This is a genomic window from Comamonas jiangduensis (assembly GCF_030162955.1).
GTDB lineage: Bacteria > Pseudomonadota > Gammaproteobacteria > Burkholderiales > Burkholderiaceae_C > Comamonas > Comamonas jiangduensis.
Genome location: NZ_JARXOV010000008.1, coordinates 37,580 through 56,817 on the forward strand (window position 1 = coordinate 37,580; position 19,238 = coordinate 56,817).

The 19,238-nt window shown below is 58.3% G+C and carries 17 protein-coding genes and 1 pseudogene; 11 read left to right on the forward strand and 7 right to left on the reverse strand.

Going from position 1 to position 19,238, the window contains the following annotated elements:
- Positions 1–84: 84 nt before the first annotated feature.
- The 3 genes from dxs to xseB form a co-directional block, all read right to left on the reverse strand.
- On the reverse strand, positions 85–1,989 hold the full coding sequence (gene dxs, locus QEP12_RS08255; RefSeq protein ID WP_284213955.1) for a 1-deoxy-D-xylulose-5-phosphate synthase: 1,905 nt from the start codon (positions 1,987–1,989) through the stop codon (positions 85–87).
- A 97-nt stretch (positions 1,990–2,086) separates the two neighbouring features.
- Entirely contained in the window at positions 2,087–3,022 is a 936-nt protein-coding gene (locus tag QEP12_RS08260) for a polyprenyl synthetase family protein (RefSeq protein ID WP_219162452.1), read from the reverse strand.
- 10 nt (positions 3,023–3,032) lie between these two features.
- Positions 3,033–3,281: an exodeoxyribonuclease VII small subunit gene (xseB, locus tag QEP12_RS08265; RefSeq protein WP_174863122.1), complete on the reverse strand. Its 249-nt coding sequence runs from the start codon at positions 3,279–3,281 to the stop codon at positions 3,033–3,035.
- A gap of 317 nt (positions 3,282–3,598) precedes the next feature.
- Here xseB and QEP12_RS08270 point away from each other — a divergent pair, with 317 nt between their 5' ends.
- The 8 genes from QEP12_RS08270 (at position 3,599) to rpoD (ending at position 13,222) form a co-directional block, all read left to right on the forward strand.
- Positions 3,599–4,738 (forward strand): aromatic ring-hydroxylating oxygenase subunit alpha, encoded by a 1,140-nt coding sequence (locus tag QEP12_RS08270; RefSeq protein ID WP_284213956.1) that lies wholly within the window; start codon positions 3,599–3,601, stop codon positions 4,736–4,738.
- Positions 4,739–4,843: 105 nt separating this feature from the next.
- Entirely contained in the window at positions 4,844–5,758 is a 915-nt protein-coding gene (locus QEP12_RS08275; RefSeq protein ID WP_174863867.1) for a DMT family transporter, read from the forward strand.
- Positions 5,759–5,940: 182 nt separating this feature from the next.
- Complete coding sequence (locus QEP12_RS08280) at positions 5,941–6,843, forward strand: sulfurtransferase (RefSeq protein WP_284213957.1); 903 nt, start codon at positions 5,941–5,943, stop codon at positions 6,841–6,843.
- 412 nt (positions 6,844–7,255) lie between these two features.
- Positions 7,256–7,582 carry a flagellar transcriptional regulator FlhD gene (flhD, locus tag QEP12_RS08285; protein ID WP_174862531.1) on the forward strand — a complete coding sequence of 109 codons (327 nt, stop codon included), beginning with the start codon at positions 7,256–7,258 and terminating at the stop codon, positions 7,580–7,582.
- 54 nt (positions 7,583–7,636) lie between these two features.
- Entirely contained in the window at positions 7,637–8,182 is a 546-nt protein-coding gene (flhC, locus tag QEP12_RS08290; protein ID WP_219162456.1) for a flagellar transcriptional regulator FlhC, read from the forward strand.
- A gap of 115 nt (positions 8,183–8,297) precedes the next feature.
- Positions 8,298–10,304 carry a DNA primase gene (gene dnaG / locus QEP12_RS08295; protein ID WP_284213958.1) on the forward strand — a complete coding sequence of 669 codons (2,007 nt, stop codon included), beginning with the start codon at positions 8,298–8,300 and terminating at the stop codon, positions 10,302–10,304.
- A 56-nt stretch (positions 10,305–10,360) separates the two neighbouring features.
- Positions 10,361–10,624, forward strand: a complete 264-nt coding sequence (locus QEP12_RS08300; RefSeq protein ID WP_174862528.1) for a hypothetical protein — start codon at positions 10,361–10,363, stop codon at positions 10,622–10,624.
- Positions 10,625–10,756: 132 nt separating this feature from the next.
- Positions 10,757–13,222, forward strand: coding sequence for an RNA polymerase sigma factor RpoD (gene rpoD, locus QEP12_RS08305; protein ID WP_284213959.1), 2,466 nt, complete (start codon positions 10,757–10,759; stop codon positions 13,220–13,222).
- A gap of 199 nt (positions 13,223–13,421) precedes the next feature.
- Here rpoD and QEP12_RS08310 read toward each other — a convergent pair whose 3' ends face one another.
- The gene (locus QEP12_RS08310; RefSeq protein WP_284213992.1) at positions 13,422–14,663 is read right to left on the reverse strand and encodes a CaiB/BaiF CoA transferase family protein; all 1,242 of its coding nucleotides are present in this window, start codon (positions 14,661–14,663) and stop codon (positions 13,422–13,424) included.
- Positions 14,664–14,989: 326 nt separating this feature from the next.
- Here QEP12_RS08310 and QEP12_RS08315 point away from each other — a divergent pair, with 326 nt between their 5' ends.
- The 3 genes and pseudogenes from QEP12_RS08315 to QEP12_RS08325 all read left to right on the forward strand — a co-directional run bounded on the left by QEP12_RS08315 (position 14,990) and on the right by QEP12_RS08325 (position 16,086).
- Entirely contained in the window at positions 14,990–15,295 is a 306-nt protein-coding gene (locus QEP12_RS08315) for a winged helix-turn-helix transcriptional regulator (protein ID WP_191722908.1), read from the forward strand.
- A 98-nt stretch (positions 15,296–15,393) separates the two neighbouring features.
- Positions 15,394–15,738, forward strand: a pseudogene (locus QEP12_RS08320) (FKBP-type peptidyl-prolyl cis-trans isomerase); the annotation flags it as partial.
- Positions 15,733–16,086, forward strand: coding sequence for an FKBP-type peptidyl-prolyl cis-trans isomerase (locus QEP12_RS08325; protein ID WP_246254002.1), 354 nt, complete (start codon positions 15,733–15,735; stop codon positions 16,084–16,086). The pseudogene QEP12_RS08320 and the gene QEP12_RS08325, both read left to right, overlap by 6 nt.
- A 105-nt stretch (positions 16,087–16,191) precedes the next feature.
- Here the strand turns inward: QEP12_RS08325 and QEP12_RS08330 are convergent, their stop codons facing one another.
- The 3 genes from QEP12_RS08330 to QEP12_RS08340 form a co-directional block, all read right to left on the reverse strand.
- Positions 16,192–16,638 carry a hypothetical protein gene (locus QEP12_RS08330; RefSeq protein WP_174862524.1) on the reverse strand — a complete coding sequence of 149 codons (447 nt, stop codon included), beginning with the start codon at positions 16,636–16,638 and terminating at the stop codon, positions 16,192–16,194.
- Positions 16,639–16,817: 179 nt separating this feature from the next.
- A complete protein-coding gene (locus QEP12_RS08335; protein ID WP_284213960.1) occupies positions 16,818–18,908 on the reverse strand; it encodes a VC_2705 family sodium/solute symporter in 2,091 nt (696 codons plus the stop codon).
- 34 nt (positions 18,909–18,942) lie between these two features.
- Positions 18,943–19,233 carry a DUF4212 domain-containing protein gene (locus QEP12_RS08340; protein ID WP_174862523.1) on the reverse strand — a complete coding sequence of 97 codons (291 nt, stop codon included), beginning with the start codon at positions 19,231–19,233 and terminating at the stop codon, positions 18,943–18,945.
- Positions 19,234–19,238: the final 5 nt, after the last annotated feature.

Sequence of the window (19,238 nt, forward strand, 5' to 3'; positions counted from 1 at the left end):
AAAAATGTTGGGGGTAAACCCCCGAAAATTCACCGTCTTCAGCCATTTGTCAGACAGACCTGCGCCATCTGACAAATGGCGTCCTCAGGCCTGCTGATTCAAAAAACGCTGACGAATCGAACGCTCAATGCCAGGAGCGTCCAAGCCTTGCAGCGCCATCAGTTTGGCGGGGTCACCGTGTTCAATGAATTGATCCGGCAGGCCCAGGTGCAACACAGGCAAGCTGATGCCGGCAGCCGCCAAGGCTTCAGACACCGCAGCACCCGCGCCCCCTGCAATGCAGCCATCTTCCACCGTCACGATGGCGTCGTGGCTAGAGGCCAACTCGCGCACCAACGCTTCATCCAAGGGTTTAGCCCAGCGCATATTCGCCACCGTGGCATCCACCGCCTCGGCCACCTGCAGCGCAGGGTATAGCAAGGTGCCAAATGCCGAGATCGCGATCCGGGGCTGGGTGTTGCCATTTTCGCCAGCCCGCGGCGCAGTGCTCTGGCGACGAATTTCCCCCTTGCCAAATGGCAAGGATGACAAATCAGGCAGCGGCTCCACACCCACGCCTGCGCCACGGGGGTAGCGCACGCAGACGGGGTGATCTTGCTCATAGGCCGTTGTCAGCAACTGGCGGCATTCACGCTCGTCTGCAGGCGTGGCCATGCTCATATTGGGAATGCAGCGCACAAAGGCAATGTCGTATGCGCCAGCGTGCGTTGCGCCATCGGCGCCCACCAAGCCTGCCCGATCCAGCGCAAACACCATGGGCAGCTTTTGCAGCGCCACATCGTGGATCAGCTGGTCATAAGCACGCTGCAAAAAGGTGGAATAAATCGCCACCACAGGCTTGACGCCTTCACACGCCATACCCGCTGCAAAGGTGACGGCATGCTGCTCGGCAATGCCCACGTCGTAATAGCGCTCTGGAAAAAGCTTTTCAAACTCCACCAGCCCCGAACCCTCGCGCATCGCAGGCGTAATACCCACCAGCCGCTTGTCTTGCGCAGCCATATCGCACAGCCACTTGCCAAACACTTGGGTAAACGTGGGCTTGGAAGGGGTGCTGGGCTTGACAATGCCGACCGCAGGATCAAATTTACCGGGGCCGTGGTACGTCACCGGATCAGCTTCCGCCAACTTGTAGCCATGCCCTTTTTTGGTGACCACGTGCAAAAACTGTGGGCCTTCTAGGCTACGGATGTTTTCCAGCGTCGGGATCAGTGAATCCAGATCGTGCCCATTGATCGGGCCAATGTAGTTAAAGCCAAAGTTTTCAAACAGGGTGGCAGGCACCACCATGCCTTTGGCATGCTGCTCCAGGCGCTTGGCCAGCTCCAGCAAAGGCGGCACCTGCTTGAGTACGTTTTTACCCACATTGCGCGCGGCCGCATAAAACTGGCCGCTCATGAGCTGCGCCAAATAGCGGTTCAACGCACCCACTGGAGGGCTGATGCTCATGTCGTTGTCGTTGAGGATGACCAGCAAGTTGCCATCCAGCACACCTGCGTTGTTCATGGCCTCAAAGGCCATGCCGGCAGTCATCGCGCCGTCGCCAATCACCGCGATGGCACGGCGCTCTTCGCCTTTGCGCTTGGCGGCCATCGCCATGCCCAGCGCGGCCGAAATACTGGTCGAGGAGTGGCCCACTCCAAAGGTGTCGTATTCACTTTCGCTGCGCAGCGGAAAGCCTGAGATTCCGTCAAGCTGGCGCAGGGTATGCATACGGTCACGGCGCCCCGTCAGAATTTTGTGGGGATAGGTCTGGTGGCCCACATCCCACACCACACGGTCATACGGCGTGTTGAACACATGGTGCAAAGCGATGGTGAGCTCTACCGTCCCCAAGTTGGAACTTAAGTGACCACCAGTTTTGGAAACACTGTCCAGCACATAGGCACGCAACTCATCAGACAGCGCTTTGAGATCACTGCGCGACATGGTGCGCAGGTCAGAAGGTGTGTTCACTTTCTGCAGCAAAGGGTAGGCGTTCGTGGTCATTCGCAAATTAGAGGTAGCTGGTTGCACGAAGCGACGAGTGTGCGTGCAGAGCGCTCAACCAGACAATAGGAAAAATTCGACGATGGGTGGGTATGGCTCAATGCGAGCGCGACACCACCAAGTGGGCCAAGGCCGACAATGCCCGCACATCCTGCAAGCCACTGTCGTGCAACGCTGCCAGTGCTTGCTTCAGCAACTCGTTGGCGTAGCTGCGCGCGGCATCCAAACCCATCAAAGACACAAAGGTGGGCTTTTCGTTGGCCGCGTCCTTGCCCGGTGTTTTGCCCAGCGTAGCAGCGTCAGCCACCACATCCAGCACATCATCCACCACTTGGAATGCAATGCCCAGCGCAGTGGCATAGCGCGCCAAGGCTTGCTGCACGGGCGCGGGCACCGTGGCACAGGCCACGCCCATGGCCACGCTGGCCTCCAACAACGCACCGGTTTTCAGGCTGTGCATATGGCGCAACTCTTGCTCGGTCAAGGTCTTGCCCACGCTGGCCAAGTCAATCGCTTGCCCCCCTGCCATGCCCTGTGCGCCAGCGGCCTGCGCCAAGATACGGCACAGCTTGGCTTGCACAGACGCCGGCACTTCCAACTCCGAAGGCGTCAGCAGCTCAAAAGCCAGTGCCTGCAAAGCATCTCCACCCAGCAACGCCTGTGACTCACCAAACTGCACATGCACCGTGGGTTTGCCACGGCGCAGCACGTCGTTGTCCATGCAGGGCATATCGTCGTGCACCAAGGAGTAGGCATGAATCAGCTCTACCGCGCATGCAGCACGAATGGCTGCTTCTGGCAGCCCTTGCACAGACTGTGCAGCAGCCAATACCAGCAAAGGGCGCAAACGCTTGCCGCCATCGAGCACGGCATAGCGCATCGCATCGCCGAGATTGGCTGGCGCATTCACACCCACCCATGCAGACAAGGCTTGTTCGGTGCGTTGCAGCTGCGCATGCATCCAGGCATTGGCATCAAACTCGGAGGTGGCGGGCGCAAAATTAGGTGGCGTAGTCAAAATCTGAGATTCCATGTCTGCCCACTCAGTCCTGCGACCACGGCTTGATCTGTCCTTCATCCAGCGCACGGATTTGCGCTTCCACAGTATCTAACTGCTGACGACAGAATTCCAAAAGGAAAGAAGCACGGCGGTAGCCATTCATCATCTCGCCCAAAGGCAGTTGGCCAGATTCCATGGACACTGCCAGTGCTTCCAACTCCGCCAATGCCAGCTCGTAGCTTTCGGGAGGCGATGAAATGTCTGAAACAGCTTTGGTTTTGGCCTTGGGCATGTAGGAGCTCGTGGGGGGTGGGGGAACCAATGATTTTAGGCGGTGCTGGGCAGCGCCTGATATACAGCGCCATCGCTTGACTGGATGACGCAAAATTTACCGCTCGCGGAGCCCAAGCGATTGATTAAATACACATAAGTGGCCGGCGGGAATAACCCCACCGCTTACAATCCCATTCCCGTCGAACCGGCACACGCCAAGACTGAGACGGACATAGGCTTGTTTCGCTGCTGTCCGTCATGTTCTGGCATGGCCGGTTTTGTCTTTTTACCCGTGCAAACCGCACCTCCCTGTGGGGAGTCTTTAGGTCAGGTCCCATGTCTGATTTAAGTCTTCAACTGCAGCAGGCCGCAAGCCAACTACCAGTTTCAAGCTATTTCGACGAAGCGCTGTTCCAGCGCGAGATGGAAACGATTTTCCACCATGGTCCACGTTATGTGGGCTCCAGCGTCTCTGTGCCGGAGATCGGCGATTACTACGCCCTTCCCCATGAAAACGAGGGCCGGGTCTTGGTGCGCAACCGCCAAGGACAGGTGGAGCTCATCTCCAACGTCTGCCGCCACCGCCAGGCCATCATGCTCAAAGGGCGTGGCAACCTCCAAACCCAAGGTCAGGGCCATGCGGGCGGCAATATTGTCTGCCCGCTGCACCGCTGGACGTACAACCCCAGCGGCGAACTCTTGGGCGCACCGCACTTTCCCCACGATCCCTGCCTGCACCTGAACAACTACAAGTTGCGCGAATGGAACGGCATGCTGTTTGAAGACAACGGCCGCGACATTGCCGCTGATTTGGCGGGCATGCAGTTGCGCGAGCAGTTGCGCTTTGACGGGCTGGTGTTGCACCACGTGGAAATGCACACGTGCAACTACAACTGGAAAACCTTCATTGAGGTCTATCTGGAGGACTACCACGTCGGCCCCTTCCACCCCGGTCTGGGCAATTTCGTGACCTGCGACGATCTCAAGTGGGAATTTGCCAAAGAGTTCTCGGTGCAAACCGTGGGCGTGGCCTCCACTTTTGGCAAGCCCGGCTCCGATGTGTACAAGAAGTGGCACGAGGTGCTGCTGAACTACCGCAACGGCGCCCTGCCCGAGCGCGGCGCGATCTGGCTGACCTACTACCCCCACATCATGGTGGAGTGGTACCCGCACGTGCTGACGGTCTCTACCCTGCACCCCGTCAGCCCCACCCAAACCATGAATGTGGTGGAGTTCTATTACCCCGAAGAGATTGCAGCCTTCGAGCCCGAATTCATCGAGGCCCAAAAAGCGGCCTACATGGAAACCGCCATCGAAGACGATGAAATCGGTGAGCGCATGGACGCCGGGCGCCGCGCCCTGATGGAGCGGGGCGACAACGAGGTCGGCCCCTACCAAAGCCCGATGGAAGATGGCATGCAGCATTTCCATGCGTGGTATCGCCAGACAATGGGGCCCCACCTGCCGCAACGCTGAGCTTTTTTGCTACGCTCTCCAGAGCTGCCAGCACCCACCCCATGGGCGCTGGCAGCTCTTTTTTATTCAAAAACACACAACAATACCGATCAGGGACGACAGACCATGCAAGTGCTATGGATGGTGGTGGGCGCATTTCTTTTTGCCACCATGGGGGTCTGCATCAAATACGCAGCCCCTTATTTCAATACGGCAGAAATTGTTTTCTACCGCGGTCTCATCGGCATGCTGGTGCTGTGGCTGCTCAGCGCCTCGCAAGGCGTCTCCCTCAAAACCGCGCACCCGTGGATGCACACGTGGCGCAGCCTGGTGGGCGTTACTGCCATGGGCTCCTGGTTTTATGCCATCACCCAGATGCCGCTGGCCAGTGCCATGACGCTGAACTACATGAGCAGCCTGTGGATTGCAGTTTTCTTGCTAGCGGGCGCACTGTGGTCACTGCACCCGCGCAGCGGCAAGCCTCGGCAAGCCCTCAACATCCCCTTGGTGATCACCATCGTGGTGGGGTTTGCGGGCGTGGTGCTGATGCTACAACCCAGCTTTGCCCAGGAACAAACCACGGCCGCACTGATTGGTCTGGGATCAGGGCTGCTGTCCGCACTGGCTTATATGCAGGTGGTGGCCTTGTCACGCATAGGAGAGCCCGAATCGCGCACCGTGTTCTTCTTTGGCCTGGGCTGCACGGTGGCTGGCTTGGTGGCCAGCATGTTCACGGGCTTTTCACAGTGGCCGGGCTGGCAAGCGGCGTGCTGGCTGATTCCGATTGGCTTGCTCGCAGCAGGCGGGCAGTTGTGCATGACCAAAGCCTACGCCAACGCCAAAACTCCACGCGGCACACTGGTGGTGGCCAACTTGCAGTATTCGGGCATTGTGTTTGCGGGCCTGTACAGCCTGTTTCTGTTTCAAGACCAGTTGGGCTGGGAAGGCTGGCTGGGCATGGCACTGATTGTGCTGTGCGGCATTGCTGCCACCATCTTCCGTGCACGCGGTGTTGCCAGCGTTGCGGCCACCAAAAGCTAAACCCCAACAGCCGGCTACTTATATGAAAAGAGGAGCTGCTTGCGCTCTATTTAATTAGGTTTCAATTAGTTTTATATCTAAAAACCTTATCTAAACAGCGCCAGCAGCTCCTCTTTTTATATAGGCACAGCCGCGCCACGTGGTTCACAATGCACAGAGATTGAACTCTCTTCGCCGAGGCCATGACCTACACCACACTGATTTCGACCGCCCAACTCCAAGCCCTCCAAGCCAGCGGCCAGCCCTATATGGTGTTTGACTGCAGTTTTGATTTGGCCAACCCCGCCGCAGGCCGCCAGCAGTACACGCAAACCCATATCCCCGGCGCGGTGTATGCGGATTTGGACCAGCGCCTCAGCGCCCGCCATGGTGCGCCCGGCAAAGACGGGCAGGTGCATACCGCGCAAACTGACCAGCCCGCCTCCGGTGGCCGCCACCCTTTGCCCAGCCGCGAGCGCTTTGCGCAATGGCTGTCCTCCGTCGGTTTTCGCAACGACATGCAAGCCGTGGTGTATGACCGCCAAGGCTGCAATTTCTGTGGTCGCCTGTGGTGGATGCTCAAATGGGCCGGCCACGATGCGGTTGCCGTGCTTGATGGCGGACTGCAAACATGGACTGCGCTGGGCGGCGCCACCAGCCAAGGCACAGAGCCAGCACACTTTCAATCCAACTTTGCGCTGCACGACAGCCTGCGCCAGCTGGTGTCAGCCGACGAGGTGGAGCAAAGCCTGGCGCAAGCAGGCCACCAAACCCTGATCGATGCCCGTGCCCCTGCCCGCTACCGCGGCGAAGTGGAACCTATGGACCCCGTAGCCGGACACATTCCCGGCGCCCTGAACCGCCCCTTCACCGACAACATCGCACTAGACGGTCGCTTTAAACCCAAAGAATTGCTGCGTGCAGAGTTTGAAGCCCTGTTGCAAGACCGTGACCCCGCCACCGTGGTGCACCAATGCGGCAGCGGCGTCAGCGCGCTGCCCAACCTGATCGCCATGGAGATTGCAGGGTTTGCACCTACCAAACTGTTTGCAGGCAGCTGGAGCGAATGGTGCAGCAACCCGGCGCGCCCGGTGGCCAAAAGTTAACTATCTTTTCCGCTGAGAACAAGGCGGTTTTTGCACCTTTTTCAGGAGCATCATCCGCCCGTAATTCAGGCACTATGCAGGCCTGCAGTGAAAGAAAAACCCCCCTTTCATCCAAGCCTGCATAAGGGCTGGTTTTAGCCCCTTAGATGGATGTATCAGTTTGTTACAAACAGACTTACAATCCACCTCATGCCAGCAATGCAATGTTGCTGATGTAGGAATTTCTCCTACATACACCCGATACAAACCAGACAAACACGGCGTCTCAACGAGACGCGACGCACCGGCGTACCCCGACTCAAATTCCTGTTTGCGGTATTTCACAATTCATTCCATCAGATCGCTGCCTGCCTAGCGCCACAGCGACACCGCGAGCTAAGACTCAATTTTTGGAATTTGAAAGGGTGGAATCATGAATGACGAACAACTGCTTGCCGAGATCCGAGAAGCCAATCTGACCTACCTGATGCTGGCACAGACGCTGATCCGCAAAGACAAAGCCGAAGCAGTTTTCCGCTTGGGCTTGAGCGAAGAGGCCTGCGACATTCTGGCCACCCTGTCTGCAGCCCAAGTGCTGAAGATTGCCTCCCGCAACACCATGCTGTGCAGCTTCCGTGTGGACGATGACCTGGTCTGGAACCTGCTGACCAACCACAGCAGCAACAAGATCGGCAACGAAGCCACCAACACGCTGCACGCCAACATCTTGATGGCCAGCCGCGTCTCCGAAGTGCTCTAAGCCTTAAAGCCCTCTTTAAGACTGACACCCCAAACACTGACACGGAGTTCTGCCATGGCCACCACAGCAACCAAAAGCGTTCTGAACGAATCCAAGCAAATCGAGCGCGCCGCCATGCTCATCAACATGGGCGCACGCATGCAAGTGCTGGAGTCGGAGACCACCCTCTCTTATGAACGCCTGATCCGCCTGTACAAGGAAATCGCGGGCAAATCCCCCTCCAAGGGCCAGCTCCCTTTTTCCACCGACTGGTTCCTGACCTGGCAAGAAAACATCCACAGCTCGTTGTTCCTGAACATCTACGAGTACCTGTCCAAAGGCGTGGATGCAGACTCCGTGGAAATCCTGACCAAGGCCTACCGCCTGTACACCGAGCAAGTGACAGCTTCGCAGCTGGACTGCCTGCTCTCTTTCACCCGCGCCTGGCGTCTGGTGAAATTTGTGGATGCCAACATGCTCACCCGCACCAAGTGCAGCAAGTGCAGCGGCATGTTTGTGACCGAACTGTATGAAAACGCCCGCCACTACGAATGCGGCCTGTGCACCCCCCCCGCACGCGCCGGCAAGAGCAAGAGCGCTGGCGCCCTGATGCTGCACTAAGCCGCATCCCCCCTTTCCCCTTCTTTGACAGCCCGTCCTTTTGGCCGGGCTTTTTTTTCGCCTTGCCAAAGGCACACCCCGGCGAAAACTGCCGCCGTATCGGACAATAGCGCCCGTGTCCATTCCCCAATCTTTTCTTCAAGAGCTGCTTGCCCGCGTCGATGTCGTCGACGTGGTGGGCCGCTACGTGCAGCTCAAAAAAGGCGGCGCCAACTTCATGGGCTTGTGCCCCTTCCACGGGGAAAAGTCACCGTCGTTCAGCGTCAGCCCTGCCAAGCAGTTCTACCACTGCTTTGGTTGCGGCAAAAACGGCAACGCCATCAGCTTTTTGATGGAACACACGGGCATGGGGTTTATCGAGGCCGTCAACGACTTGGCCGGCCAAGTTGGCATGGTGGTGCCACAGGAAGACATCAGCCCCCAAGAGCGCGAGCGCCAGGCCGCGGCCAAGCTCAAGCAAGCCACACTCAACGATGTGCTCGAGCGTGCGGGCGTTGCTTATCGCGCGCAACTCAAGGCTGCCCCGCATGCCGTGCAGTACTTGAAAGATCGCGGCGTCTCCGGGGCCATCTCCAGCAAATACGGGCTGGGTTATGCGCCTGCCGGTTGGCGCAACCTGGCCAGTGTCTTTCCGGAATATGACGACCCGCAGCTGCACGAATCGGGCTTGGTCATCGTGGGCGAAGACGACAAGCGCTACGACCGCTTTCGTGACCGCATCATGTTCCCGATCCGCGATGTCAAAGGCCTGTGCATCGGCTTTGGCGGCCGCGTATTGGGCGATGAAAAACCCAAATACCTGAATTCACCTGAAACTCCTTTGTTCCACAAAGGACGCGAACTCTACGGCCTGTTTGAAGCCCGTGATGCGCTGCGCAGCATGGGCTACGCACTGGTCACCGAAGGCTATATGGACGTGGTAGCCCTGGCACAGCTAGGCTTTCCGAATGCGGTGGCCACCCTGGGCACCGCCTGCACCGCCGACCATGTGCAAAAACTGTTTCGCTTTACCGACTCGGTCGTCTTCAGCTTTGACGGCGACAGCGCGGGCCGCCGCGCAGCGCACAAAGCACTGGAAGCCGCCTTGCCCTACGCCAGCGACACGCGCAGCATCAAATTCTTGTTCCTGCCTGCCGAGCACGACCCTGACAGCTTCATCCGCGCACACGGCAGCGACGCGTTTGCACGCCAAGTCTCCAACGCCTTGCCGCTGAACCAGTTTCTGATCGAAGCCGCCAGCGCCGAGTGCGACTTGGGGCAGGCCCAAGGCCGCGCCAAGCTCTCCAGCCAAGCGCGCCCGCTGTGGAATCTGCTGCCCGATGGCGCCTTCAAGCGCCTGGTACTGGGCGAGCTGGCCCACAAAATTCAGATCGACACCCGTGAACTGTCAGAGCTGTGGGCCCAGGCCGAAGCCCAGGAAAAGCGTTTTCAGCGCGGCGGCAGCAAACACGCCGCAGCTCCCAGCCATGAAAACCCTCCACCGTATGCATCAGCCCCTCCCGACTGGGTGGGGGAATTTGCGCCCAGCCACAGCGCCCCCTACACAGACCGCTGGAGCAACAACAGTGGCAACAGCGGCGGCGGCAACACCCGTGGGGACTGGAAACGCAACAACAAATTCAGCCGCTTTAAAGAACAGCGCCCCCCCATGTCCACCGGCCCACGCGTGGCGCCCTCCACCGCGCCCGATCAGGCCACGCGGATTTTGCTGTCGCAGATGAAATTCATGGAGCGGCTGGACAACGATGACTTGGACACCTTGGTCAATCAGCCAGCCCCGCACGGCCCGCTGTTTGCGTGGATTGAAAGTGAGTTTCAAGACCACGGCCCGCAAGCGTGGGCGGTGTTGAAAGAGCGCGTCACGCAAACGCCGCATGCCGCGCTGGCCTTACACCTCATGAGCGGCCCACACGGCCACCCCGAAGGTGAGGAAGAAGAGCAGTTCCAAGAGTTGCGCAACATTTTGGCTCCCATGATGGCCAAACGCGTCAGCAACCTGGCCACCGAGGCGCTCAAAACTTACATGGCCAACCCCTTAGACCAGGCGGCCAAAACCCAGTACCAAGCCCTCATCGAGCGACGCAACCGTCTGCTGGCAGCGCCCACCGCACCGGGCAATTAAATTAAAAACAAGAGCACTTCACGCTTTAAAAGCAAGGTTTTTAAATATAAAAATATTTGAAAGCCTTTATTAACAAGCGCTTCCTGCTCTTATTTTTAAAAATACACCTTGCAAACCCTTACCCAGCAAGGGTTTGCGGCCTCATTAAAAAATATTTACGCAAAAATCGCGTTTACCTCTTGCAATTTCTAGCAAACGCTATAATTAATGGATTCTTCGGCAAGAGCGACAGCAGCACCTCCGGCCCGGGCACCGTGATGGAATCACGTGTTGAGCAGCAATTGCTCGCCCAATATCCGCAAGGACTGCACACCAAATGATCGCCCAGACATCTTGCCTAGGGAGCTGTTCGCTCCCGTGCGTGCTAATTTTTTGTTAGCACGTTCATGCGCCGGGTTGAGTGGCGCTTGCGTTTTCCCCTTTGTGTGTTCGCTTTTGACCAAGAGGTTTTCATGCCCGTTTCAAAGTCCGCGAAGTCCAAGCAGGCGCCCGACGCTAGCGCGAAGCCCAAAACTTCCAAAACCACCGCAACTGCCAGCGCCAAAGCCGCGTCTGCAACTGCGGTGAAGAAGCCCGCTGCCAAAACGGCAGTCGCTTCCAAGAAAGATTCCGATATGGCGACCCTGTCCCAAGCTGAACTTAAAGCCATGGCCGATGCGCTGCTGGCCGAATCCGCACCCAAGCGCGGAAAAAAGAAATCCGACGCTGACGACGCTCCTGCGGTCAAAAAGCCTGCCGCTAAAAAAACTGCGGCCAAAAAAGACGCGGCAGAAACTGCAGAACCCGTAGCCAAAAAGCCCGCGGCCAAGAAAGCAGCCAAGCCAGCCGCCGAAGCCAAGGCCCCAGCCAAGCGCGGCCGCAAGCCCAAAGCCAAGGAAGAGTCCGGTGACGATGAAGATATTGGTGACTTTGACGCCGATATCGATTTGGAAGCGGATGCCGAGCCTGAAGCCGAAGTAGAAGTAGAAGCTGCAGGCACTGGTACAACCGAAAAGGCCAAGCCCCTGCGCATGAAGATCAGCAAGGCCAAAGAACGTGCCTTGATGAAGGAATTCGGTCTGGACGAGACCGTTCTGACCGAAGAAGAAATGAACACCCGCCGTCAGCGTCTGAAGATGCTGATCAAGCTGGGTAAGACTCGCGGCTACCTCACCCACGCGGAAATCAACGACCACTTGCCCGATAAGCTGGTGGACGCTGAAACGATGGAAGTTGTGATTTCCATGTTGAGCGACATGGGTGTGGCGGTGTACGAGCAAACGCCCGATGCCGAAACCCTGCTGCTGAACAACACCGGCCAGTCCGCCACCACCGAAGAAGAAGCGGAAGAAGAAGCGGAAGCCGCGCTGTCGACCGTGGATTCGGAATTTGGCCGCACCACCGACCCCGTGCGCATGTACATGCGTGAAATGGGCACGGTCGAACTGCTGACCCGCGAAGGCGAAATTGAAATCGCCAAGCGCATCGAAGGCGGCTTGATGGACATGATGGAGGCGATCTCCGGCTCCCCCGCCACCATTGCCGAAGTGCTGGGCATGGCTGCTGAAATCCGTGATGGCAAGGTCGTCATCTCCACCATCGTCGACGGCTTTGTGAATGCCGACGAAAACGACGACTACGTGGCCGAAGAAGACTTCGACGAATACGACGAAGAAGACGACGACGACGGCAAGGGTGGCTCCAAGGCCATGACTCGCCGTCTGGAAGAGCTCAAGAACGAAGCTCTGGTGCGCTTTGACAAGATTGCGGCAGACTTCGAAAAGCTGCGCAAAGCGTATGACAAGGACGGCTGGGGCTCAGCGGCTTACAACAAGGTGCAGAAGTCCATCACTGAAGAGTTGATGACCATTCGCTTCACCGCCAAGACCATTGAAAAGCTGTGCGACTTGGTGCGTTCGCAAGTGGACGATGTGCGCAAGAAAGAGCGTGAGCTGCGCAAGATCATCGTGGACAAGTGCCGCATGCCGCAGGAAACCTTCGTCAAGGAATTCCCACCGAACCTGCTGAACCTGAAGTGGGTGGAAGAGCATGCCAATGCCGGCAAGCCTTGGAGCAATGTGCTGTCGCGCAACATTCCTCCTGTGCAAGAGCTGCAGCAAAACCTGATCGACCTGCAATCGCGCGTCGTCGTGCCCTTGGATGAACTCAAGAACATCAACAAGCGCATGAACGAAGGTGAGCGCAACAGCCGCTTTGCCAAGAAAGAGATGATCGAGGCCAACTTGCGCCTGGTGATCTCGATTGCCAAGAAGTACACCAACCGTGGTCTGCAGTTCCTGGATCTGATCCAGGAAGGCAACATCGGCCTGATGAAGGCCGTGGACAAGTTTGAATACCGCCGCGGCTACAAGTTCTCGACCTACGCCACATGGTGGATTCGCCAGGCCATCACCCGCTCGATTGCGGATCAGGCCCGCACGATCCGTATCCCGGTGCACATGATCGAGACCATCAACAAGATGAACCGCATCTCGCGCCAGCACTTGCAAGAGTTTGGTTTCGAACCTGATGCGTCCATCTTGGCCGAAAAGATGGAAATTCCTGAGGACAAGATCCGCAAGATCATGAAGATCGCCAAGGAACCCATCTCGATGGAAACCCCGATTGGTGATGATGACGACAGCCACTTGGGCGACTTCATCGAAGACTCGGCCAACACCGCGCCGATTGAGGCCGCGATGCAAGCCGGTCTGCGTGATGTGGTCAAGGACATCCTGGATGGCCTGACTCCTCGCGAAGCCAAGGTGCTGCGCATGCGCTTCGGCATTGAAATGTCCACCGACCACACGCTGGAAGAAGTGGGCAAGCAGTTTGACGTGACGCGCGAGCGCATCCGCCAGATCGAAGCCAAGGCGCTGCGCAAGCTCAAGCACCCCAGCCGCTCGGACAAGCTGCGCAGCTTCATCGATTCGCTGTAAAAGCCTGCCCTGCCAGCCACTGCTGGCCAGCGCACAACCAAAAGGAGACCCTCGGGTCTCCTTTTTTTATGCTTGATTGCTAAGTTTTGATCGATAAGTCTTGATACATAAATTTGATAGCTACCAGCGCTTACCCCATAAGCGCCAGAGCCTAAAAACACTCAAAATTCTGTTCGGGCTTTTCCTGGCCGTGCATGCCTTAAGCAATGGATTGGGATTGCAGCATGGCGTCTATTTCTGCTTGCGTATACCCCAAGGACGCCAGCAGCTCGCGCGTATGCTCCCCCTGTTTAGGGGGCTGGCTGCGCACCCCCAAACGCTCGCCATCCATGCGGATCGGCAGCAAGGTGGTTTTCGCGGTGTGGCCCGCTCTTTCCCCATCGCTGAGCACCACATCCGCCAAGCCCCCTGTGGCCAGCAAGTGTGGATCGTCCAGCAACTGCTCGGGGCGCGAGATCGGCGCAAAGGGCAACTGGTGTGCTTCAAAGACCTGCGCCAAGTGTGCAGCGCTGTAGTGCGCCAAGCGCTTGCGCAGCTCGGGCAGCATGCTGGCGCGGGCACGCACACGGTCGTTGTTGGTCTGCAAAGCCGGATCGTTGGCCATGTCTTCAAACCCCATGGCGGTGCAAAAGGTGCGCCACTGGGCATCGCTCACGGCGGCTAGGAATATCTGCTCACCATCTTTGACGCTGAACACGTCATACAGCCCCCATGAGGAAATGCGCTCCGGCATGGGTGCCGCAGGCTGGCCGGTGACGGCGTACTGCATCATGTGCTGCCCGACCAGAAACACATTGTTTTCAAACAGGGCCGAGTCAATCTCTTGGCCCTTGCCGGTCTGGTTGCGCTGCATCAGCGCGGCCAGCGCGCCAATCGCCCCAAACATGCCGCCCATGATGTCGTTCACGCTGGAGCCGGCACGCAGCGGATCGCCGGGGCGGCCAGTCATATACGCCAGCCCACCCATCATTTGCACCACTTCATCCAGTGCGGTGCGATGCTCGTAAGGGCCAGGCAGAAAGCCGGTGTGGTTCACATAGATCAGGCCGGGGTTGAGCTGGGACAGATGGGCATAGTCCAGCCCGTACTTCTTCATCACGCCCGGCTTGAAGTTTTGCACCACCACATCGGCGGTGGAGGCCAAGCGAATCGCCGCTTGCAGCCCTTCAGCGCTGCGCAGGTCGATGGCAACGCTTTTCTTGTTGCGGTTGAACATGGGAAAAAATCCCGCGCCCGCACCCAGCAACCCGCGTGTCAGGTCGCCCGTCACTGGCTCCACCTTGATGACTTCTGCGCCCAGATCCGCCAGCACCATGCCGCACGCAGGCCCCATGACCATGTGGCTGAACTCCACCACGCGTATGCCCTGCAAAGGCAAAGAGGCTTGGTTGGGGCTGGAAGAAGAAGCGGTAGGTAGGTCAGAAGCAGCGTTGTCGGTCATGGCAAAAAAATTCATCAAACAGCGACAACTCCTTGCCGCCAAGGGTTTCCCCTGTGTGCCAACAATTCTAGAAAGTCCACCCCAGCCCCTTCCCGATGTTTTGGGCAATCCGCCCATCCCCGAAGGTGAGCGCGCGCGCTGGAGAACGTGGCAACGCTACAACAAAAGTAGTGTTTTTGACGTTTTTTGGACTTTACCGCCTAGCGATTCTGCGCTCCGAGCTACTAAACTTGTAGCAGACAAGATTCAAAGCTATAGTCAAACCCGTTTGGATCGGCAGCAATGCACCAGATCCATCCCCCATCTCAGCGCAAGGAGAAGCGTCCATGAGCTCTAAGGAAAACGCCGCCATCAATCAGTTGCTCGAAAAACTCGAGCGCCGCTATGCACTGCGCGTGCTGTGGGCACTGCGCGATGGTCACCCCCAAACCTTCCGTTTGTTGCAAGACAGCGTGGGCGGCATCACGCCCAACACTTTGAACACCCGCATCAAAGAGCTGCGCGAAGAAGGTTTGATGGAGCACGGCAACGACGGCTATACCGTCACTCCTTCGGGCCAAGACCTGCTCAAGCGCCTGAGCGATCTACAGGCTTTTGCCACACGCTGGGCAGCCGCCCGCGCGAAGAAGTAATCTAGGCACCTGCCTCGTGGCGGCCCCTTGCCGCCACCGACTCACACAGGCACTCACAGTGCCTGTTTTTATTTGCGCAATCTCACAAGGAACACTCCATGGCACTGACCACCACTGCCTCTGGCCTGCAATACGAAGACGTCGTTGTCGGCGAAGGTGCCCAAGCTGTCAGCGGCGCTGACGTCAAGGTGCACTACACCGGCTGGCTCTACCAAGATGGCGAGCAAGGCGCCAAATTCGACTCCAGCAAAGACCGCCGTGAGCCTTTTGAGTTCACCTTGGACGATGGCATGGTCATTCGTGGCTGGGACGAAGGCGTGCAAGGCATGAAGGTGGGCGGCAAGCGCACCCTGATCATCCCTGCAGAACTGGGCTACGGTGCCCACGGCGCAGGCGGCGTGATCCCGCCCCACGCCACGCTGAAGTTTGAAGTGGAACTGCTGGGCACCAAGACCGCGCCCGTGCTGCAGGCAGAAGACACCGTGGTCGGCGAAGGCGCCGAAGCCACGCGCGGCAAGCGCGTGACCGTGCACTACACCGGCTGGCTCTACCACAACGGCGAGCAAGGCGCCAAGTTTGACTCCAGCAAGGACCGCAATGACCCCTTCGTGTTCCAGTTGGGCGCGGGCATGGTCATCAAAGGCTGGGACAAAGGCGTGGAAGGCATGAAGGTCGGCGGCAAGCGCACGCTGATCATTCCCCCAGAAATGGGCTACGGTGCCCGCGGCGCAGGCGGCGTGATTCCGCCCAACGCCACCCTGAAGTTTGAGGTGGAGTTGCTGGCGGTGTAAACCACTGCCCAGCCTCTCTCACGGAGAATGCAAAACGGCCTGTCAATGACAGGCCGTTTTTTCATCGGATGCCACCATCTGATGCTGCATGCAGTATCCACGCTTTTACGCAAACAACGCCCGCTGCAGCGGTGCGTAAGCGGCTGGCCCCACGGCTTCTTTGATCTTGGGAGCCACGGCTGCCAAATCTGCATAGCAGGTCGATCCCTCCACCGACAAATTCAAACGAAAGCCAGACAAACCCAGTTTTCCCGTCAACGCAACGGCCAAGGGGTAGGCATCACGGTAGCGATCCTGGTCGCTACGCTGGGGCATATCAGCCGGTGCCAGGTCTGGGGTATGGGCCACCAGATCTTGCAAAAAACCTGCTTGCTGCAGGGCTTGAATATCTGCCTGCACCACCCCCAAACCTTGGGTGGCAGCCAGTACCTGGGATACGCTGCGCTGGCCATCAAACAGCAAAAAAGCGGAGCGCAATTTACCTGCCAGCAGCGCGCTGCGCTCTTTGAAGGCTTGCTGGCCTTCCGGTGTTTTGATCAAAACCGCGCTCATACCGTCTCCTGAATTGGCTTGGTGCTGTTCAGCATCGCACACAAGCGAGCGGCGCTGCATTGGGGCAATCCATGTTGGGCTGCGAATTTTTGCTACTACTTCATGAGCATTTGGCGCTCACCAAATAACACTTTCAAATAATTTCATCATCGAAAGCTTTATCAATTGAGCGCCAGCAGCTATTTATTTTGATGGATATGCGGTGTCAACCAGCTCACCAGCACGGTCGCCAGCAAGCCCGCCTGCACACCAAAAACCCCGGCAGACACGGGCTGCAGCCCCCACCACAGGCCATCGGCCAGCAAAATCGATGGCACCCAATGCTGCACCCACAGGCTGTGCGAGAGCATGTAATACAGCGCCACGCCCAAGCCTGACAACATGCCCGCAATGGCGCCATAGCGCGTCACGCCACGCCAGAAAATACCCAGCACCATGGCCGGCACAAAGGCAGAGGCCGCCAACGAAAAAGATGCGGCCACCATGGGCAGAATGTCGGAAGAACGCTGCCCGGCCACAAAAGCCGCCAACAAAGCCACGCCCATGAGCATGAACTTGGACAAAATCACGCGCTGCTCTGAGGATGCCTGACGCAAGCGCCGCGAAACAATCAAGTCCCGCACCAGTGCATTGCTGATGGTGAGCAGCAGGCCATCGGCCGTCGACAGCGCCGCCGCCAGCCCACCCGCAGCCACCAGTCCAGCCACCACATAGGGCAAGCCCCCAATTTCGGGCGTGGCCAGCATGATGAGATCGGCCCCCAGCCGCAACTCACCAAACTGCAAAATGCCATCGCGGTTAATGTCTTCCACCGACAGCAGCGACGCATCCACCCGCGCCCACTGGGCAATCCAGTTGGGCAGCTCATCAAAGCGCACGCCCACCAGGTTGTTCATCACTTCCAGCTTGATCAGCGCCGCCAGTGCCGGGGCACTCAAATAAATCAGGCCAATAAAAAACAGCGTCCATGCCACAGAAGTGCGCGCGCCCGACACGGAAGGCACGGTGTAGTAACGCGTGAGCAAATGCGGCAGGCCCGCTGTACCCAGCATCAGACAAAACATCAGCGCCAAGAAGTTGTTGCGCTCATCGTTGAACTGGGCCCGCTCTGCGGGTGTGCCATCCGGGTCGCCACCAAAAGGCTGGCTGTGGCGCGGCAACCCAGACAGAGGTTTTGCGCGCTCACGGTAATCCTGCAGTTGCTGGCGCCATTGCTGCTCGGCCACTGCAGGATTGCGCGGCAAGTTGGCGTATTCACGGCTGATGGCCGCAATTTGCCCCATATCGCCATTGGTGGAGCGCAAGTAACGCAGCCGCTCGTGCAACACCAAGCGATCACGCTCCATTGCCAAGGGCACATCTTGGAGCTTGGCTTCCAGCGCGTCCGCGCGTTCGCTGTAGAGGTGCTGCACGGACAGCTCTTGGGGCGACACCAGCAACTGCGCTTCCAGTTCGGCAATTTTTTGCAACTGGCTGGCATACGCAACCGCCGCCACGGGGTTGCCCAGCTGTTTGTAGGCCAGCCATGACACGGGAATCAGGAATGCCAGCAAGATCACCACGTACTGCGCCACCTGTGTCCAGGTCACAGCACGCATGCCACCCAAAAAAGAGCACAACAGCACACCGCCCAGACCCAGCATGATGCCAATCTCAAACTGCACCCCGGTCAGCCGCGAAGCGATCAGCCCCACCCCGTAGATCTGCGCCACCACATACGTGAAGGAGCACACAATCGAGGCAATCGCGGCAATTGTGCGTGGCCAGCGCCCACCAAAGCGCTGCTGGAAAAAGTCCGGCAACGTATACAAATTCATGGCGCGCAGGTGGGGCGCCACCAGCATGGCCACCAAGCAAAACCCGCCCGTCCAACCCAGCAAGTACGCCAGCCCCCCTGGCTGTCCGCTGCTGCCACCAAAGCCTTGCAAATACAAAGCGCCCGACAAGCTGATGAAAGACGCCGCGCTCATCCAGTCGGCGGCAGCTGCCATACCGTTGTACATCGGCGGGATACGGCGCCCTGCAACGTAGTACTCATCGGCATCGCCGGTGCGCCCCCAGACACCGATACCGGCATACATCATCACCGGCACGAACAAAAAAATGGGGCCAATCCAGTGGCGTGACAGCCCCTGGCGCTCAGCCCAGGTCATCAGCAGCAGAAAAAGCAGCACGCAGACGCAGTACAGCCCTACCAGGCGGTGGATACGCCACTGGTAGGCGCGCGCGCGAGGGAAAGATGCGGCGCTAGCGCCAGAAGGAATGGGCATGCAACGTGAAGGAAGGAGAAAAGCTGCGGCGTGCTTAGGCCGAGCGCTCGAACAAATCCATCACGACACAGTAAACCAGCGCGATCAGCATGAACATCAGGACTGCCCCTTGGGCGGCCATCCAGTAACCCAGCTGCCAGCCTTGCACCCAGGCCTGCAAATCCCGCGCAAAAAACACCACCCCAAATGAAGACACCACCCAGACTGCCAGCAAAACTGCTTTGAGCCACAGGTGGTGTGTGTCGTGCCAATCGGGGGGCATATGCCCCCCGTTGGCCGAGATTGGATCTGGCCCGCCATGCACATCATTTTCAGAAAACTGCATCACAG

Coding starts and splice junctions, on each gene's coding strand:
- dxs (WP_284213955.1), bottom strand. CDS start 1,989: ATGACCACGAACGCCTACCCTTTGCTGCAGAAAGTGAACACACCTTCT.
- QEP12_RS08260 (WP_219162452.1), bottom strand. CDS start 3,022: ATGGAATCTCAGATTTTGACTACGCCACCTAATTTTGCGCCCGCCACC.
- xseB (WP_174863122.1), bottom strand. CDS start 3,281: ATGCCCAAGGCCAAAACCAAAGCTGTTTCAGACATTTCATCGCCTCCC.
- QEP12_RS08270 (WP_284213956.1), top strand. CDS start 3,599: ATGTCTGATTTAAGTCTTCAACTGCAGCAGGCCGCAAGCCAACTACCA.
- QEP12_RS08275 (WP_174863867.1), top strand. CDS start 4,844: ATGCAAGTGCTATGGATGGTGGTGGGCGCATTTCTTTTTGCCACCATG.
- QEP12_RS08280 (WP_284213957.1), top strand. CDS start 5,941: ATGACCTACACCACACTGATTTCGACCGCCCAACTCCAAGCCCTCCAA.
- flhD (WP_174862531.1), top strand. CDS start 7,256: ATGAATGACGAACAACTGCTTGCCGAGATCCGAGAAGCCAATCTGACC.
- flhC (WP_219162456.1), top strand. CDS start 7,637: ATGGCCACCACAGCAACCAAAAGCGTTCTGAACGAATCCAAGCAAATC.
- rpoD (WP_284213959.1), top strand. CDS start 10,757: ATGCCCGTTTCAAAGTCCGCGAAGTCCAAGCAGGCGCCCGACGCTAGC.
- QEP12_RS08310 (WP_284213992.1), bottom strand. CDS start 14,663: ATGACCGACAACGCTGCTTCTGACCTACCTACCGCTTCTTCTTCCAGC.
- QEP12_RS08315 (WP_191722908.1), top strand. CDS start 14,990: ATGAGCTCTAAGGAAAACGCCGCCATCAATCAGTTGCTCGAAAAACTC.
- QEP12_RS08330 (WP_174862524.1), bottom strand. CDS start 16,638: ATGAGCGCGGTTTTGATCAAAACACCGGAAGGCCAGCAAGCCTTCAAA.
- QEP12_RS08335 (WP_284213960.1), bottom strand. CDS start 18,908: ATGCCCATTCCTTCTGGCGCTAGCGCCGCATCTTTCCCTCGCGCGCGC.
- QEP12_RS08340 (WP_174862523.1), bottom strand. CDS start 19,233: ATGCAGTTTTCTGAAAATGATGTGCATGGCGGGCCAGATCCAATCTCG.